The sequence below is a fragment of the Helicobacter pylori genome, assembly GCF_017594925.1.
Lineage (GTDB): Bacteria > Campylobacterota > Campylobacteria > Campylobacterales > Helicobacteraceae > Helicobacter > Helicobacter pylori_DP.
Map to the genome: position 1 here is coordinate 1 of NZ_JAALNT010000007.1, position 17,542 is coordinate 17,542.

18 protein-coding genes and 1 pseudogene are annotated in these 17,542 nt (G+C 40.1%); all 19 read right to left on the reverse strand.

Annotation, left to right across the window (positions count from 1 at the left end; genetic code table 11):
* Positions 1-92: pseudogene (locus tag G6069_RS08105) on the reverse strand (type II restriction endonuclease); the annotation flags it as partial.
* Positions 64-711, reverse strand: coding sequence for a restriction endonuclease subunit S (locus G6069_RS03810; RefSeq protein WP_331459014.1), 648 nt, complete (start codon positions 709-711; stop codon positions 64-66). The gene G6069_RS03810 and the pseudogene G6069_RS08105, both read right to left, overlap by 29 nt.
* Positions 708-2,744: an N-6 DNA methylase gene (locus tag G6069_RS03815; RefSeq protein WP_197293430.1), complete on the reverse strand. Its 2,037-nt coding sequence runs from the start codon at positions 2,742-2,744 to the stop codon at positions 708-710. Before G6069_RS03815 ends, G6069_RS03810 begins: the two co-directional genes overlap by 4 nt.
* 31 nt (positions 2,745-2,775) lie before the next feature.
* On the reverse strand, positions 2,776-3,351 hold the full coding sequence (locus G6069_RS03820) for a ComF family protein (protein WP_079375577.1): 576 nt from the start codon (positions 3,349-3,351) through the stop codon (positions 2,776-2,778).
* Entirely contained in the window at positions 3,339-3,914 is a 576-nt protein-coding gene (gene tmk / locus G6069_RS03825; RefSeq protein WP_197293431.1) for a dTMP kinase, read from the reverse strand. Before tmk ends, G6069_RS03820 begins: the two co-directional genes overlap by 13 nt.
* Position 3,915: 1 nt before the next feature.
* Complete coding sequence (gene coaD, locus G6069_RS03830; protein ID WP_128011882.1) at positions 3,916-4,389, reverse strand: pantetheine-phosphate adenylyltransferase; 474 nt, start codon at positions 4,387-4,389, stop codon at positions 3,916-3,918.
* The gene (locus G6069_RS03835) at positions 4,389-4,952 is read right to left on the reverse strand and encodes a UbiX family flavin prenyltransferase (protein ID WP_000780113.1); all 564 of its coding nucleotides are present in this window, start codon (positions 4,950-4,952) and stop codon (positions 4,389-4,391) included. The genes coaD and G6069_RS03835 overlap by 1 nt, the downstream gene beginning before the upstream one ends.
* Positions 4,953-4,961: 9 nt before the next feature.
* Complete coding sequence (flgA, locus tag G6069_RS03840) at positions 4,962-5,618, reverse strand: flagellar basal body P-ring formation chaperone FlgA (protein ID WP_197293432.1); 657 nt, start codon at positions 5,616-5,618, stop codon at positions 4,962-4,964.
* The gene (gene uvrD, locus G6069_RS03845) at positions 5,615-7,660 is read right to left on the reverse strand and encodes a DNA helicase UvrD (RefSeq protein WP_197293433.1); all 2,046 of its coding nucleotides are present in this window, start codon (positions 7,658-7,660) and stop codon (positions 5,615-5,617) included. Before uvrD ends, flgA begins: the two co-directional genes overlap by 4 nt.
* Positions 7,660-10,194, reverse strand: a complete 2,535-nt coding sequence (locus G6069_RS03850; protein ID WP_197293434.1) for a tetratricopeptide repeat protein — start codon at positions 10,192-10,194, stop codon at positions 7,660-7,662. Before G6069_RS03850 ends, uvrD begins: the two co-directional genes overlap by 1 nt.
* A 9-nt stretch (positions 10,195-10,203) precedes the next feature.
* The gene (gene serS, locus G6069_RS03855; RefSeq protein ID WP_197293435.1) at positions 10,204-11,451 is read right to left on the reverse strand and encodes a serine--tRNA ligase; all 1,248 of its coding nucleotides are present in this window, start codon (positions 11,449-11,451) and stop codon (positions 10,204-10,206) included.
* Positions 11,452-12,249, reverse strand: a complete 798-nt coding sequence (locus tag G6069_RS03860; RefSeq protein ID WP_079334510.1) for a carbon-nitrogen hydrolase family protein — start codon at positions 12,247-12,249, stop codon at positions 11,452-11,454.
* A gap of 3 nt (positions 12,250-12,252) precedes the next feature.
* Positions 12,253-12,513 carry an exodeoxyribonuclease VII small subunit gene (locus tag G6069_RS03865; RefSeq protein ID WP_001150253.1) on the reverse strand — a complete coding sequence of 87 codons (261 nt, stop codon included), beginning with the start codon at positions 12,511-12,513 and terminating at the stop codon, positions 12,253-12,255.
* A gap of 9 nt (positions 12,514-12,522) precedes the next feature.
* Positions 12,523-13,263: a bifunctional demethylmenaquinone methyltransferase/2-methoxy-6-polyprenyl-1,4-benzoquinol methylase UbiE gene (gene ubiE / locus G6069_RS03870; RefSeq protein WP_197293436.1), complete on the reverse strand. Its 741-nt coding sequence runs from the start codon at positions 13,261-13,263 to the stop codon at positions 12,523-12,525.
* Between the two features lie 26 nt (positions 13,264-13,289).
* Positions 13,290-13,736: a protoporphyrinogen oxidase HemJ gene (hemJ, locus tag G6069_RS03875; RefSeq protein WP_000506448.1), complete on the reverse strand. Its 447-nt coding sequence runs from the start codon at positions 13,734-13,736 to the stop codon at positions 13,290-13,292.
* 10 nt (positions 13,737-13,746) lie between these two features.
* Positions 13,747-14,319, reverse strand: coding sequence for a YigZ family protein (locus G6069_RS03880; RefSeq protein WP_197293437.1), 573 nt, complete (start codon positions 14,317-14,319; stop codon positions 13,747-13,749).
* Complete coding sequence (locus tag G6069_RS03885; protein WP_197293438.1) at positions 14,306-15,436, reverse strand: ABC transporter permease; 1,131 nt, start codon at positions 15,434-15,436, stop codon at positions 14,306-14,308. Before G6069_RS03885 ends, G6069_RS03880 begins: the two co-directional genes overlap by 14 nt.
* Positions 15,433-16,530, reverse strand: coding sequence for an ABC transporter permease (locus G6069_RS03890; protein ID WP_000489054.1), 1,098 nt, complete (start codon positions 16,528-16,530; stop codon positions 15,433-15,435). The genes G6069_RS03885 and G6069_RS03890 overlap by 4 nt, the downstream gene beginning before the upstream one ends.
* Positions 16,531-16,541: 11 nt before the next feature.
* A complete protein-coding gene (locus tag G6069_RS03895; RefSeq protein WP_097696824.1) occupies positions 16,542-17,531 on the reverse strand; it encodes an HlyD family secretion protein in 990 nt (329 codons plus the stop codon).
* Between the last annotated feature and the right edge of the window lie 11 nt (positions 17,532-17,542).

Below are 17,542 nucleotides of genomic sequence, written 5' to 3' on the forward strand. Positions count from 1 at the left end.
CCTGTGTATATTTCAAACAAATCCCCTAATCTGAAGCTTTGCCATGTTAAGCCGCATGGGGTATTACCCCCCCCCCCCAGAATTGTTGTTATTGAAAACATTAAGGGCGTTTTCTTCATCGCTAGAAAGGGTGGTGTTTTCTAGCCCTGTAGCTTTTAAGTAAGCCTGAAGTTCGGCGAGCCGACACTGCTCAAGTTCGGCGAGCCGACACTGCTCAAGTTCGGCTATGAATGTTTCCATGAAATCAAAATCAATATCCTCAAGGGTTTGAGTTTTAGCGGTGGGTTTTAGGGGTAGAATGACTTTATCGTTTTTAATTTTTGCCCATGAACACATGTTTTCATAGCCGAATTTTTTAGGGTAATCAAAAAATAGCGTGGATAAAAACAAGCCGATTTTATGGTTGATTTCAAATTTAGGTTTGAGAGAAAACACCCTAGCGTGTGTTACCATTTTATAAGGAAAACTGCGATAAAACGCGCAACCAAACATGTCAATAGTAATGCTATGGCTTTCAAAAACTTTTGCTTTTATATCGCTTTGCCCTAAAACGCCATTATTGCTAAGCCCTGCGGTAATGACAAATTCGCCCTTATGATTGATATGGCGTTTTTGGATGTCAAAATCGCCGTTACTCGCTTCAAACAAATCCCCTAATCTGAACTCGCCCCACTTAATAGCGTTGAGTTGGCTACTAAGGGGGCCTATCACTTTGGGGGCGTTTGGTTTTTTAAAATCAAACCCACTTCATAAGAAAGGTAATCGGCTATCGTTCTTTTAAAATCCTCTAATTCGGGTTTGGTGTCGGTGGGTTTGTTTTGGTTCCAATCGCTCCCGTTTTTGGGGTCTATGGTGTTTTCATAATAGTCATCTTCGCTTAAAAATTTCAAACATGATTGGCCAATATGGACTAAATCCACGACTTCGTTGTAGCGCTCTTTGGCGTTATGCGTGTCTTTTAAATTGTGGCTGGCTTTGGCTTTTTTGCGATTCGCTCTAGCGTAGCCGTCGTTACTGAAATTAATGAATTTCACCCTTTGCTTAGCGTCATGCTTTTCATTGACCCTAAAAACATAGATGTGGGTTTGAACGCTGCTTTTGCCGATGAATAAATCTGAAGGCATTTTAATGCTCGCTAAAAGCGTGTGTTTTTCTAAAATCCTTACATTGTATTCTTTGGCTTTGCCGCTGCCGGCACTTGATCGGATGATCACGCTCGCATAACCGCTTTGCATTTTTGCTAAAGCCTGCTCCACAAACACCATGCCACTACCGCTAGCGGAATAAGGCGGGTTTAAAACAAAGGCGTTAGCTTTAAATTCTTTATTATTGACTTTGCCATCAAAACCGCTCAAGCTGTTTTGGTTTAAGATTTGACTGCTCCCATCGCCCATTAAAATCATGTTTAACACCGCTAAAATATAGATTTTTTGTAATTTTTCTATGCCTAAAAGTTGCTTGGCTTTAATATGGGCGATTTTTTGCTCTAATTCCTCTGGATTAGTGATACGCTTTTTAGCGTCTTCTATCATTAAATTCATGCTTGCGACTAATAACCCAGCGCTCCCGGTAGCAAAATCCCACACGAAACTATCCTTATTGACTTTGGAGAGTCTGGCTAAAAGCGTGGCGACATAAGGGGGTGTGAGCACCACATCGTTTAATTGGTCTTGCGTGAAACCCAGCCAGCGATACATTTCATTGAACAATTTACCGGTAAAATCCGTGCTAAGACCGATTTTATAATAAATGCCCAAATTATCCACGATTTCACTAAAACAGCGCTTCAAACGGCTTTCGCCATCAATGGCTTTGTTGTCGTTTTCGTTTTTTAATAAAGGCTCTAATAAAGAAATAATGCTTTGCTTTTTTTCTTGGGGCAAATGCTTATGCTCTAAAAAGGATTGGATTTTTCTGAGCATGATGTCGCCATCTCTTTGATGGACCTCATCGCTAGATTTTAAATCTTCTTTTTTTAGGGGGGCTACCAAATTAGAGATGCCTAAATTAGCGATAATGCTTGCAACAACTAAATACAAGCGATCTTCTTCGCTTAAAGAAAGCTTTTCTTTTTTATAAATATCATTATTGAGACGAGTCAAGCAGTCTTCTATTTCTTGGTTTTTCTTTTCTCTAATGCGTTCCAAATCTTCATCGCTTAAAGAAAGGGTGTCTAATCGTTTAATAAAGTCGTTAAAATGCTTAGGGCTTAAAAAAGATAGATCGCTATAAGTTTGCTCGCCTTTTGAAACATCTATCCCCATGCCCAAATTGCTTTTATTCACATAATAGACAGCGATTTGAGAGCATATGCCGCCTTTATTGTCTTTATAGCCTGTGATGCCTATGGCGATGCATTCAGTGTAGCTCGTGTGGTGTAAAATCGCATTAGCGTAATGCAAAGCCCCATTTAGGGCGTATTCTCTAATGTTTTTATAATGAGGCTCATGGTTTTTAAAGTTTTCTACCAGTTTGTTTTTGTCTAATTTAATAAGCTTGTCTTTTAATCCTTTGTATTCTATTAAAATAGGGATTCTTCTGTTAGGGTCTTGTGTGTTTAATAAAGATTTCACATCAGGGCGGTTACCCCCTAAACCCCCACTTTTAGAAGCGTAATTTTTTAAAGCTTCATCAATTTCTTTATTCAGGCTTTCTTGCTCTAGTTTATAGTCTAGGTTATAACTTCTTAACTCGTTGTTGAACTTATCAGCGATTAAAGGCTCAATGGATTGAACTTTATTCATGGGTATCCTTTTTAAAAAACAAAATTATAACTCATTCATCCGCGCTGCAAAGCGCGATCGCAAAGTGCGCTTTAATGTTTAAAGCTTTAAGGTATTTTAGGGCTTCTTTTAGGGTGGTGCCGGTGGTGATAATGTCATCTAATAAAAAATAATCTAAATTCTCATCGCCTTTGAAGGTGAAATCCCGTGGGTTATTGGCGCGAAATTCCAGGCTTTTCCCGGCATACGAAACAGCATTATTAGCCCTTAAACGCCCGTAAGTGGCTTTTAAATTGCCTTGACAAAAGCCTTTTAAAAGCGCGGCTGAATGCGAGTAAAAGGATTTGATTTTATCATCAATGGCGATGCCATAAAGGGGAATATTCAAGCCTTGTTCTTGCAGGATTTTCACAAATTCCGCGCCGGCTTTTTGAGAAAGCAAGGGCAAAATGCGAGAGCCAATCAGCGCGTATTTGCTTTTAATGAGCTCTTCTATTTCGCTATAAGCGTAAAAACTATACACGCTCACGCCCTCTAAAACCCTTACCTTTAAGCTTAAGGGCAAATCGTTTAGGCAATTTGGGCAAAGGGGCTTAAAAGAAAGCTTCAAACAAGTTAAACAACGCATTCAATAAAGGCGGCGATTTTTTCGTGCAAGTTTTTAGTGCTTTCTTTAGCGTTTAGTTCCAAAACTTCGCACCCGAATTTTTCTCTTAACGCGTAAGCGTGGGTTTTGAGCTTTTGCTGGATGGTGAGCAATTTTTCTATGCCTTGGTTTTCTATTTTGTCTAAACTTTTAAGGCTTAAGCGCTCTTTTAAGCCCTCTTTGTCTATGAGTAACAGAATGATTTTGTCAGGCAAGACGCTTTGAGTGGCGAGTAGGTTTAATTCCAAGCTTGAAAACTCGCTATAAGCCATGCCAGAAATCAAACTCCTGTCGCTAATGATGAGCTTTTTTTCTTTCAATGCCGGTTTTATCACGCTTTCTGCATGCTCAGCCCTATCGCTTAAAAATAAAAACGCTCTAGCCAACTCGCTGATATTTTCATTCAAAGCGATACGCCTTAAACTCTCGCCCATTCTTGTCCCCCCTGGCTCTTTGGTAAAAAGGGCGTTTTTAAACCTGGTTTTTAATAATTCCACTTGAGTGCTTTTGCCTGCGCCATCAACGCCTTCTAACGCCACATACATTTTAAGCCTTTGAAATCAAAGGATAAATTTCTTTAGGCACTAAATGGCTCGCATCGCCCTTATGCGCAATAATGGATCGCACGATAGAAGAGCTTATGAAAGCGTTTTGTAAAGTGGGCATGAAATACAAGGTTTCTAATTCGTGGTTTAAGGATTTGTTCGCATAACCCATTTGCAATTCGTATTCAAAATCGCTCACCACCCTTAAGCCCCTAACTAACACCTTACAATCGTATTCTTTAGCTAGATTGGCTAACAGCCCTTCAAACGCAACGCATTCTACATTTGTAAAACTTGTAGTGGCCAGTTGCATCATTTTTAAGCGCTCATCTAAACTAAACATGGGGTTTTTAGCGCTTGAATGCGCCACAGCGACAATGAGCTTTTCAAACAATTCGCTAGAGCGGTGGATGATGTCTATATGCCCGTTAGTGACCGGATCAAAAGTGCCCGGGTAAATGCCGATTTTTTGCATCAGTTCATTCCCCATCGTGGGTATAAGTCATTTTCTATCCCTAAGCTGTCAAACCATTTCCCCACTAAAAAATCTTGCATCGCTTCTAAAGTCTTGCTTTGGGTGTAATAAGTCATCACAGGCGGCGCAATGATCGCATTAGAATGGGCGAGTTTGAGCAAATTTTCTAACATGATAGCACTTAAAGGCATTTCTCTAGGGGCAATGAGTAAGGGGCGCTTTTCTTTAAGCATCACAGACGCGCTCCTAGAAATCAAATCCCCCCCAAAGCCATGCGCGATTTTAGCCACCATGTCCATGCTCGCTGGAATGATCGCCATTTTATGGATACCATAGCTCCCTGAGGCAATGCTCGCATGAATGTCTTGCTCGTTGAAAAAAGTAGCGCTAGGCCGTAAATCTTTCATGGCGTTTTTAAGGTTGATGTTAGATTCTTCTAACGCCACGACATGCGCATTTTTAGACGCCACGACAAAAACTTCAATTTCTTTGGGTAATTTTTCTAAAAACCGCAAGGCTAGGGGTATCCCGCTCGCCCCGCTGATGCCTAAAACTAATTTCATGAATATCCTTTATAAGATTTGCGCTTTAGAGCTGCTCAACACTTTTGCTTTGAGTATTTTATTGCTTTCTAAATTTTTCGCTTGAATGATTTGATTAAGCGCGCCATTTTCTAGGGCTTTTAGGCTTATTTCTATGCTGATTTGCCCCTCTTCATACACCCCGGTGATGATGTCGTTTTTACGCACGATGATTAAGGCTTGGGTTTTATCCGTGCTTAAAAGCGTGTCAGGGGGGATAAAATGTTTCGCGCTCACTTTATCGATCGCGCCCTCTAATAAAGGATTAGAAAGCGCGCCAAACAAAACGCGCTCTTTTTTAGTGTTGTTAGCGGTGATGTTTTCATCTTTTTTAATCGCGCTTATGCTTTTAAAAGCCTGCATGCTGCCTATCACGCTATAACGCACCGGTAGGCGTAAATTAGGCTCATTTTCCAACCTTAAAAACACAACCCCATCTTTTTTAAGCTTGTTAGAAGCGTTCAATTCATAGCTTAAAATGGAAGCGTGAGAAAAGCGCTCCGGGATTTCTAAGTTAATGGTTTCAATTTCTAATTTTAAGTCTTGGTATTCTTTGAGGTAAATTTCTTTAATTTCTGTTTTAAGCGCGTTTGAATCCAGAGCAAATAGCACACTTAAACAGAACAAAAAAAGGATTAAAATTTTCAAAACCCGTTATCCACTTTTTCTACAAATTTTTCTGAGATTTTATCATAGACATTCCCTCCGCAATTGATTTTCAAGCACAAACCGCTCAAGCCTTTTTCTACGCCTAAAACCCTCCCGGTGCCAAAAATCTTATGTTTGATCAAATCCCCCACTTTAATGGGTGCGTCTTTTTGGTGATTTTGTTTAGGGGGTTTTTCTTGCTTGAGCAACTGGGCTTCTTCTAAAAACACAGAGGGCGAGCAAGAAATTTTCCTCCCAAAATACGAACGCTCTTTCACATAAGAGAGCTGCAATCCTTCTTTAGCCCTAGTGATCGCTACGTAAGCCAAGCGCCTTTCTTCTTCCAAATCGCTTTCTTGATTGAACCCCCTATGCGGGAAAAACCCTTCTTCTAACCCGATCACAAACACATGCTTAAACTCCAATCCCTTACTCATATGCACGCTCATGCAACTCACTTTTTGCGCATTTTCTGTATTATGGGCATCCAGCGCGCTTTCATTCAAAAAATCCAGTAAAGAATGCGTGGGGTTAGTTTTAAAATGCTCTTTCACTAAACTTAAAAGCTCTTTAACAAAGCCCTCTCTTTCTTCGTAATTGTCTTCTTTTTCATAGCTTTTTAAAAGGTTGGTTTCTTCTAAAAACTGAGTGCAAAACTTCTCTACTGAAATTTCAAAAGCCTCCCTCAAACGCCCTATCATAGCGATAAATTTATTCAAAGCGTGTTCGTTTTTAGGGTTTAATTTGCCTTTAAACACCCCAAGTTTTAGCGCTTCTTCTAAATTCAAATCTTCATCATCTAAAAGAGAAAAAATCAACTCTTGAGTGATCTTGCCAAGGCCTCTTTGGGGCTTGTTTAAAACGCGCTTAATAAAAAAGCGATCGTCTTTTTTAGCCACTAAATGCATGAACGCCAAAGCGTCTTTAACCTCTGCTCTTTCATAGAAACTTACCGCCCCAATAAGCCTATAGGGGATATTCAAAGCGTTCAAGCTCTCTTCAATGCTGCGGCTAAGCCCGTTTAAGCGGTACAAAATAGCGATATTTTCTAAATTTTCGCCCTTCTTTAAAAGGGCTTTGATTTGATAAGCCACATCCAAGCTCTCTTCTTTTTGCGTCAAATATTCTTTACAAACCACGCTTTTATGCGAACCCTTAAAACTTTGAAGCGTTTTTTTGTGGCGGTGTTGGTTATGACTAATAAGGGAGTTAGCGCACGCTAAAATTTCAGCACTGGAGCGGTAGTTGGTTTCTAATTTCACCACCTTAGCCCCTTTAAAATGCTTGGAAAAATTTAAAATGTTAGAAATATCAGCCCCCCTAAAACCATAAATGCTCTGATCGTCATCGCCCACCACGCACAAATTATGGTGCGTGAAACTCAATTTTTTTAAAAATTCTAATTGCAAGGCGTTCGTGTCTTGATACTCATCTACCATAATGTAATGGTAGCGCTCGCTAGTCTCTTTGGCGATGGTTTCATGATCTTGCAAAATCTTAAGGCTTAAAAAAAGCAAATCGTCAAAATCCACTAAATTGTCTTTTTTAAGCGCGTTTTGATAAAGCTCATACGCTTTATGACATTCGCTATCTTGCATGCTTAAATCAATCATGCCGTTTTTGATTTGAGAAATACTGGCTCTAAAGCTTGAAATTTTGAGCTGTTTGCACAGCGTTTTTACTTCATCGCTATCTAACACCGAAAAATCGCACGCTCTTTTTAAAAGGCTCATGTGCTGCCTTAAAAACAGCAAACCAAAACGATGGAAAGTGCAAAGCAAGGGGGGGATAAGGGTTTGGTTTTTCAACAATTTCAAAGCCCTTTCTTGCATTTCTTTGCTCGCTTTATTGGTGAAAGTGAGCGTTAAAGTGTTCTCGCTAGGCACGCCACAAGCGCCAATCAAATACGCTAAACGGCTCGTTAAAGTCTTAGTCTTACCGCTCCCAGCTCCCGCTAAAATCAGCAAAGGCCCTTGAATGTGGCTTGCGGCGATTTTTTGCGCTTCGTTTAAATTGCCTAAAATGCTTTTTTCAAAATCCATTATTCTAAAAACTCGCCCTTTTTTTCTTGGTTCAAACGCTCTTTTAAAAGGTTAGCATCAATTTCAAAATCAAAAAAAGGCGAAGAAAAATCAGAGGTTTTAATGGCTAAAAAATGGTTTAATGCTGATTTCAAGTCCCCTTTTCTTTGATACAACAACCCTAAAGCGTAACGGATATTTTCATTATTCGGATCGTCTAATTTCCCAAGCTCTAGCCATAAAGCGGCGTTATTGTAATTGCTTTGCGCGATATAAGTCAAACCCGCTAGGATTTTTAAGCGCACTTCATTGTCCTTAAGCCCGCTAATTAGGTTTTGATACAACGCGCTCGCTTTTTCATACTGGCCTTGAAACAAACTCACTAGCGCTAAATTTTCTAACCAATCGTTAGGGGCTTCGCTCTCTTCTAAACTGGCGATTTTTTGCTCTAGTAATCTTTCTTGATGATCTAAATCATTGACCATAAATCCCATGTAGGTGTAGAAATGGCGCCCTAAAATTGGCCCTTGCATGGTTTGATCCCAACTGATTTTACGCGAATCTAAAAGGGTGTAAATGCTTAAAGTGTGGCGGATGCTCGCATCGTAATACGAAACGATTTCATAAAAGATATTAGAGATGAGATCTTTAGGGAGCATTTTTTTTAAATTCCCAAAAGATTGCACCATCAATTTTTTATCCTTGCTCTCTTTAGCGAACACCGCTTCTAGCGCGTAATAAAAAGGGAGTTTTTTAGGGGCGTTTTTAAGCCAGTCCATATCCCAATTGGTGCGGTAATTCAAATAAGCGATGAGCGAAGAGAGTAAAGCTTTTTGCGTGGGGCTAGAAAAATCATGACTATAAAAATTCTCTGTGATTTCTCTTAAAAACTCCGTGGTGTCTTCGTGGGTGAAATGCGAGGCTAAAATTGCAAAAACCGCGCTCAAATAATCCGCAGAGTTCAAATGAAAAGCCCTTAAAAAATGGAAATAAGCTTTGTGGTAATTTTCTAATTGCGCATAAATCAAGCCCGTATTATAATGGAGGAGCGCGTTATTGGGGCTATTTTTTAAAGACAAATCAAAAAAAGAAAGGGCTTTTTTTAACTGCTTGTTTTCTAACGCTTTCAGCCCTTTGAGTGCGTTTTTATCCGCTATCGCCATCAAACGCCCCCTTTTAAAAGCAAGGCTTGCCCCCTCTAAATCCTTTTGCGCTTCAGAATCCAAAAGAAACAGCCCCTCTTCAATCACGCCTAAGGTTTCTTTAGAGTCTAAAACCTTAAAAGGAGCGTAATAAAACAGCAAGCGGTAGATAAAATCCCTTTTGCCTTCAAAATATTGCGTGTTCCAAAAACGCTCTTTGGCTCTTTCTTTGTCCAAAAAAACAGGGTTGATAGTGGGCTTGATGGGGTAAAAAGAGTTGGTTAGCACGCTATCTTCTTTTGTGTGGCTGGCTAATTTTAAGGCTTCGCTCGCTTTAAGGGTGTCGCCTTTTTTCAAGCTCACCAATTCCAAAGCCATTAAAGCGTTTAAATCTTTAGGGTAGTTGTGCAAATAATGCTGCAAATGCTCCAAAGCCTGCTTGTAATGGCCCAAACGCGCCTGCAAAAGCCCTAAAGCAAGCTCATCTTGGGCGTTCGCGCTTTTTTGTAATTGCTTGTAAGCGTTCGTTTCATCTTTAAACATCAAAAACAATTTAGACGCTAAGCGCGCGTTAGGCTTTAAAAAGGCGTTGGAATTAGGGTGCATTAAAGGCGAAAGGGTTTCAAAATACTCTCCAGCGTAATAGGATTTGAGCGCGTAAGCGTAGGAATAAAAAGACTTTTTGTAATCTTTATACAGAGTGTCTCTCACAATTTTTAGATAATGATAATACAAATCCGCATCTTGCAAATGATAAGCCGTAACTAACGCATCAATCGCGCTCACGCTCGCGTTTTCTTTAGAAGCGATGCTAGAATCAAACAAATCCAACGCCCCATTAAAATCCTTTTCTTTAAACTTAATCACCCCTAAATTATGGCTCGCAATCCCTTGCGAAAAAGAAGCGGCTTTGTCAAACAAGTGTAAGGCTTCATCTTTTTGCCCTTGCTCATACAAAAGGCTCGCTTTTTTCATGATTGCATCCACTTGATTCTCATCGTTTCGTTTGAGGGAATCCTTGCCGATTAAATCAAGCAAGTCTAAATTTTCTATTTGCCCCTCGGCTTGTGTGTTGTTAGCGTTGTTGGTGTTATTAGGCGTTTCGTTATTGGTGGTGGCGGTATTAGTTTGTAAAGAAGTTTGTTTATTTTCTTTTTTATGCCCTAATAACAAGCTCAAAATTACAATGAGCGCGATGAGTGAAAGCAATATTCCAAGCGCGATATAAAGCTTTTTTTTATTGCGTGAAAGCTGTTTAAAAAACTCTTTAGAGCTTTTGATTTTATTGATCGTCTGCTCCAAAGCCTGCTTCAAAGAGGGGATTTTAGAATGAATGCCCTTTAAGGGGGTTTCTTTTTCGTTTTTGTTTTCGCCCCCTTTTTCTTCTAATGAATTTTGCTCTTCATTCAGCACAAACTAGCCTTAAAGGTATTTTTCTAACGCCTTAGGAATATGAATGCTCCCATCCGCTTGCTGGTGGTTTTCCATTAAAGCGACCATTGTCCTGCCTACCGCCAAAGAAGAGCCGTTTAAGGTGTGCGCTAATTGGTTTTTTTGATTTTCTTTGAAGCGGATTTTGGCGCGCCTGGCTTGGAAATCCCTCGTGTTAGACACGGAGCTGATTTCTCGGTAGCAATTTTGCCCGGGCAGCCACACTTCAATATCTATCGTGTTGCTCGCGCTAAAGCCTAAATCCCCACTGCACAATTGCACAAACCGGTGCGGTAATTCCAAAGCCTTTAAAATCCCGCTCGCGCTCTCTAGCATGCACTCTTGCATCGCATCGCTTTCTTTAGGGTGCGTGATAGCCACTAGCTCTACTTTATCAAACTGGTGCTGTCTTATCATCCCCCTTGTGTCCTTGCCCGCGCTCCCTGCTTCGCTCCTAAAACAAGGCGTGTGCGCAGTCATTTTAATGGGGAGGTTTTCAACGCTAATAATGGTGTCGTTGTAGAGATTAGTGAGCGTTACTTCAGCGGTGGGGATTAAATACAAATTTTCATTTTCTATTTTGAAAATGTCTTCTTTGAATTTGGGTAATTGCCCGGTCCCAAAAAGCATTTTTTCATTCACTAACGCCGGCGTGTAGATGATTTCAAAGCCATTTTTTTCATTAAAATCCAACATTAAATGAATGAGCGCGCGATAAATTTTCGCCCCAAAACCCCTAATGACCGAAAAACGGCTTTTGGCGAGTTTCACGCCGCTTTCAAAATCAATCCAGCCGTTTTGTTGAGCGAGTTCAAAATGCTCTTTGGGTTTGAAAGTAAAAACCCTTGGGGTTAAGATTTTTTTAATCTCTATATTATCCTCTTCGCTTGCACCTAAAGGGGTTTTTTCATCCACCAGATTAGGGATTATGGAAAGCTTTAAATCTATTTGTTGCTCCAATTCGCTCACGCTTTTGGAAAGCTCATTCAGTTTGATTTTATTGTTTTCTAGCTCTTTTTTGAGATCGCTTGTATCCGCTTTTTGAGCCATTTTGATACCAAATTCTTTAGAAACCTTGTTTTGAAAGGCTTGCAAGCCTTCTAATTCAATGAGTTGCTTTTTATAACGCGTGATGACTTCGCACAAACGCTCCAACTCATCATCCATCGCATGGTTACGCTTTTTTAAAGAAAGAGCCACCCTGTCAAAATCCTGCAATAAAAGTTTTCTATCAATCATTCAACCCTCTTTAATCGTTCTAAAATGCCATAATTTAGCCCATTCATCAATTTCATTTTTATCCATTTGAGCGCTCAAAGCCCCCATTTTACCCTCTAAAGAATCTTCAATAGTGCCATTAGGCAAAGCCACAAAACTATCCCCATAAAATTTCCACAAAAATTCGTTTTTTTGATTTTCTTCTACAATGATTTGGCGATACGCTCCGATCCTATTAGCCCTAACCACCACGCAAGAAGCACAAAAAGCGCGCATCTGGCACAAAAGCCGCCACCTTTCATTGGATTCAAAGGTGGCCACGCTGCTTAAAAGCACCACATCCACGCCCTGATTTTTAGTCTGAACCCATATTTCATCAAAATGCGCTTCAAAGCCAAACAAAGGGGCGATTTTTAAGCCGTCTCTTTCAAACACGAGCAATTCTTTAAAAGCGCTTTTCTCATTGTCAAAAAAGCTCTCTTCGTCCCAGTGAGGATAGGGGATTAGGCGTTGTTGCGTGTAATATTTCACGCTTTCTTTAGAAATGAGGGCGATTTTTTTATAGATTTTAGAATGTTCTTCTAAAAGCACCGGGGCTGAAACGATCAAATCCAATTCTTCGCATTTTTGAGACAAAAACTCCATCGCTCGCACAGACTGTGCGTTGATTTCATTCACATCTAATCCCATGTTATGGTGGAAAAAGGGGTTGATCACATATTCAGGCAACACCACCACGCTTTGCTTGGGTATGGAGTTGAATAAGGATTGCATGAGGTTTTCTTTAAAAGACTCTAATTGCAAAGCAAACACTCGCATGCTTTAAGCCTTTTTGTCTGGCGTTTGGAGTTTTTCATACTCCAAATAAGCGTTTTCTAAAAGCTTTTGAGCCAAAACCAACTCTTGCATGGCCGTTTTATACAAATCCATCCCGTCTTTTAAGGACAAGTTAGGATCATTCAAGCGATCTATGGCTTGCTCTAGGGAATGAACATGCTCTTCAAAGCTTTTTTTAGGGGCGTTTTTAGCGTTTTTAGTGTTCTTTGGGGGGGCTTTTTCGGTTTCAAATAATTCATCTTGCATAACATTCCTTTAGCTTTTTCTAACAAGCATGGTCGTTGAAATTTGAGCGACAGAATCTTCCGTTCTTAAAATCTCAAACCCTGCGTTTTTTAATTCATGCTTCAAACCCTCTAAACTCAAAAACCCCTCAATGGACTGCGGTAAATAAGAATAAGCGCCATAATTCTTACTGATAGCCCCTCCCACTAAAGGCAAAACCTTATTCGTGTAAAACCCTGAGATTTTATCCAGCCATGTGGGGTTGTCTTTTTTTAAAAATTCTAAAATCACTAAAACGCCCCTGGGTTTTAACACCCTAAAAAACTCTTTTAAAGCCTCTTGTCTTTCCACGATATTACGCAAGCCATACGCAATGGAGAGGATATCCACGCTGTTACTTTCAACGCCCTTTAAATCTTTGGCTTGAGCTTGGATGAAAGAAGCTTTGTTTTCAAGCTCTTCACATTTTTTAATGGCCAATTCAAGCATGTTATTAGAAGGGTCAATCCCCAAACATTCTTTAAACTCTATGCCACAATTGAGAGCGCTTTTTTGCCAAGCCACAAGCATATCCCCTGTCCCGCATGCCACATCCACAAGCCTTAACGCTTTCTTGTTTTCCAAAAACAAAAACGCATGCTCGCAAGCCCTTTGGCGCCATTTAACATCTAAGCCAAAACTCATCAAGCGGTTGGCTTGATCGTAAGAGCTGGCTATATCATCAAACATGTTGATGATTTTTTCTTGCTTGAGGTGCTTTTCTTTCTTCATGACTTTTCTTTTTTCATGGCTTGTCTTTAAAAAGGCTTGACAACCACTAAGATCACAATGAGAATCATTAAAATCGTGGGTATTTCATTAAACACACGATAGAATCTTGCGTTTCTTCTTGTGGGGTCTTTTTCCAACTCGCGCATGCATTTTTTGCAATAAAAATGATAGGCTAAAAGTAAGATCACTAAAGCCAATTTAGCATGCAACCAACCCCCACTTTTAAAGAGCGTGGGCTCTATCAACAACATTAAAATCCCTGTGATAAGCGTGAAACCCATAGCCGGTGAAGCGATAAAGGAATAAAGCTTTTTTTCTTGGATTTTAACCACTCCTACAAACTCTTTTTTATGCGCGTTTTCTGCATGATAGACAAAAAGGCGCGGCAAATAAAATAACGCCGCCATCCACGAAATGACCGCTATCACATGGAAAGCCTTAACCCATAAAAAATACCCATTCAAAAATCCCATACCACTCTCCCTAATTTATCTTATTTTGTTGTAAAAACGCTTGCAAATTTTCTCTTTCGCCGCTGATTTCCACTTCCACGCTTTGGTTTGAAAAATTCTTTTTGCTTAATTGTAAGCTAAATTTCTTAATTTCACGCTGAAGAGCGTCTAATTCTTTGTAAGAATAATGAGCGCTTAAAGTTTCCAACTCCACAAAATCCTCCAAAGCGTTTTCTTTTTGAGCGTTTTCTACGCACAATAGTGCACTAGTAACATAAGCTTTCATTAAGCCCCCCACCCCTAAAAGCGTGCCTCCAAAATAACGCACGCTCACTAATCCTATATTGATTAAATCCTTTCGCTTTAAAACGCTAAGCATAGGCATGCCTGAACTCCCTTTAGGCTCGCCATCATCGCTAAAACCCTCCGTGATTTTGCCCTCTAAAGAATAGCGAAACGCCGTTACAAAATGCACGGCTTTAAAATGCTCTTTTTTCAATTGCAAAAGGGTTTTTTCAAAATCATCAAAAGGCATAAGATACCCTAAAAAGCGGGACGCTTTAATCTGGTGCTTGGAGGTGATGAGGTTTTTAAGCGTTTTCACAAGCTTTCTTTAAAGAGCTGAGTTTAAAGACACTCCCTATAAAACTCGCAATAAAAATCGCAATAAGCGCATAAAAATGGATAGAAACATCTATAAATTCCGCATGCATTTGATTCAATCGCCCTAGCAAACTGATCCCATGATAAGCTGGCACTATTTGAACGAAAACCTGTAAATAAGAGGGCAAGGATTCAAAAGGCCACACAAAACCCATCATAAAAATCAAGGGCAAAGAAGAAATCAAAACGATTTGAGTGGTGTGGGCTTCATTTTTAATCCATGCGCCTAAAAACGACCCCAAACTCAAGGTCGCAAGCATGAAAATCAAACTATTCAAAAACACCATTAAAGCGCTTCCATGCCGTTCGATCCCATAAAAAGAAAACAACACCCCAAAATACAACAAAACAAAAACACTAAACGCCCCCATGAACACCAAGAGTCTTGCGCACAGCCTTAAAGCAATTTCTTTCTTGTCTAAAAGGGCCAATTCCAAACGCCTGGAGCTAGTAAACATGCTGCTTGCAATGAGCATCACCTGGTGTAAGATGAAAATAAACACGCTAGAGAGCGCGTAATTCAAATACCCCTCACTAGGGTTATACAAAGCGATAGGCTTAATCTTAATCCCATCTGTCCCTAATTCAGCTTCTTCCATTTGGGCGTTGCGTTTGAACCTTATTTCATCGTTTAAAGCATTGATGCTCCCCACCACCGCATTCGCTAACGTGCCATAAATCAAAAAGTAATTGGCGTTCGCATAAAAATCTATCGTTACAGGCACTTGTTTATGGATATTGGCTTCAAAATGCGAAGGGATATGCAAGATCCCATAAATTTTTTCTTCTTTTAAAAGCTTTTTAGCTTCCAGCATAGAGGGGCTAAAAAAAGCGATTTCTAACTCGTTGGAGCTTTGCACCATGAAAGCTAATTGCCTAGAAAGGAAGGAATTGTCTTCATCTGCAAGGGCGATTTTTTGCTGCGTTACGATGTCTTTCAAATAAGGCAAAGGGTATAATAAGCCATAGATTAAAGGAGCACCTATAAGGATTAATAAAACGCCCTTATGAGAAACAATGGCTCTTAATTCCATTAAAAGGATTTTAAAAAAATTCATGCGCTAGCCTTATCTTTTTTAAAAGAAAAATAAAAAATCAAAAGCCCTAAAGCTAAAAAAATCAAAAAGAACACAAGCGGCATTAACGAATTTAAAGACTCAGTAAAATCCGTCTTATAATAAGCCTCTTGTAAAAAGAACTTCATAAAATGGCTAATAGGCAAGCAATGGCTCCAAAAATCCCCAAAAATTTCCATGTTGTTTTGCGGGTAAGTAACCCCAGCAAACGCAAAGCTTGGAGCGGTATAGACCCCAATCGCACCCGCAGTTTCAATAACGCTTTTTGAAACGCCATAAACCAGCACCACAAACCCGCTCATAATAAGCGCCATTAAAACTACCGCCAAAAAGACCAATGACAAATGCGCATAATTCCCCTGCATGCCAATGAAATTAAAATAAAACGCCATACCCATCCCCCAAAAACTAAACACGCACACATTCGCTAAAATACTGATCAAAAGCTCGCGCATGTTAGAGGTTTTTTGAATGAAATTGAGCATGCCAATCGCAATGAAAATAAGCCACATGCAAGGCAGCATCACGCTTAAAAGGTATTGCGTGTAATTGTTTTCTTCATTGTATAGGGCATGCAATTGCAAAACAATAGGCATTGCTTGGGCTTTAGCAGAAATCAAATTGGAATCTCGCACTAAAGCTTTGGTGGCTAAGGTTTTAGCGTCTAAGGTCAAAGCGGTTTGTAAGAAGGCGTTTTTGAGCGTTTTCCCCACCAAAACATACTCAGCGTTATAATAAAAGGGCAAATCCACCTTTCGCCCCATTTTGATTTTTTTCTCTAAATCTCTAGGCAAAACTAACGCCCCATACGCTTCAGCGGAATTTAAAAAGCGTTTGGCTTCTAAAAGGCTAGCCACTTGGTGTTTGATTTGAAGCGCGCTCGTTGCACCTAATTCAAACGCTACCTGATGGCTTGTCGTGGTTTTATCCAAATCCACCACCACAATAGGGAGCTGTCTTGGGATTTCTTGTTTAAAGATTTGCGTGCCTAAAACCCCTAAACAAAAAGGCAATATAAAACACACGATAAACAAGAACTTGTCTTGTAAAACCCATGCGCTTATCAATCTGAACAAAACAATCCTTTTTAAGGTTTAATGGTAACCAACACGCTCATCCCCACCCTAAAGTTTTCCAACTCTTCTAAGGGTATGGCTTCCACTTCATAGCTTTTCATGTCGTAAGTGTTGGAGTTATTCGTCGCTTTCCAGGTCGCAAAATCCCCCATCACGCTCAAATATTTGACCCTGAATTTCGCGCTTTTTTTCAACGCCGGGATATAACCTTCAAATTCCTTGCCCACCTTAAACTCATTCAAATACTTTTCAGGCACGCTGATTTTTAACCAACTATCCTTTAAATCAATCATTAAAACCACAGGAAAGCCCTTAGGGCTAAGCTCGCCACCGCTTAAAAGCACATTACTCACTTCCCCATCAATTGGGGCTGTAGCTTTGACATCTTTTAAATAAGACTCCACTTCATTCACTTGCCCTAAAGCCGCACTCTCTTTAGCCTTAGCGGCAATCTTACTTTCAGAGCTCGCCCCCCCTAAAGCCATTTTATACTTTTGGTAAGCCGCGCTCTCGTTGTATTTAGTGCTTTCATAAGCCGCATAGGCTTCATCGCGTTTTTGCAAACTCGCCACGCCATTATCATACAAATCTTGAACGCGCTTATAAGTCTCTTTAGCCAAATTCGCTTGGGATTTTGCCGCTTGCCAAATGTCCCTCGCAGAATTGATCGTTTCATCTCTTGAGCCTCTTTTCACTTCATCGCTAAGCGCTTTAGCGGCTTTATGCCCAGCTTCAGCTTGAGCGAGCTTGGCTTCTAATTCAGGGCTAGAAATGCTAAAAACCAAATCGCCCTTTTTAATGTGATCGCCTTTTTTAACAAACACCTTTTCAATGCGGCCGGGGACTTTGGAACTCACGCTGTATTCTCTGGCTTCCAAAAACCCTTGCAGCACTTCAGCCTTAGGGCGATAAGCTAAATAAAAAAGCACGATTAGCCCTAATAATAAAGCCCCACCCCCTGTAAGAATCGCTTTATTTTTATCCAACATGCTATTTGACATGATTTTTTCCT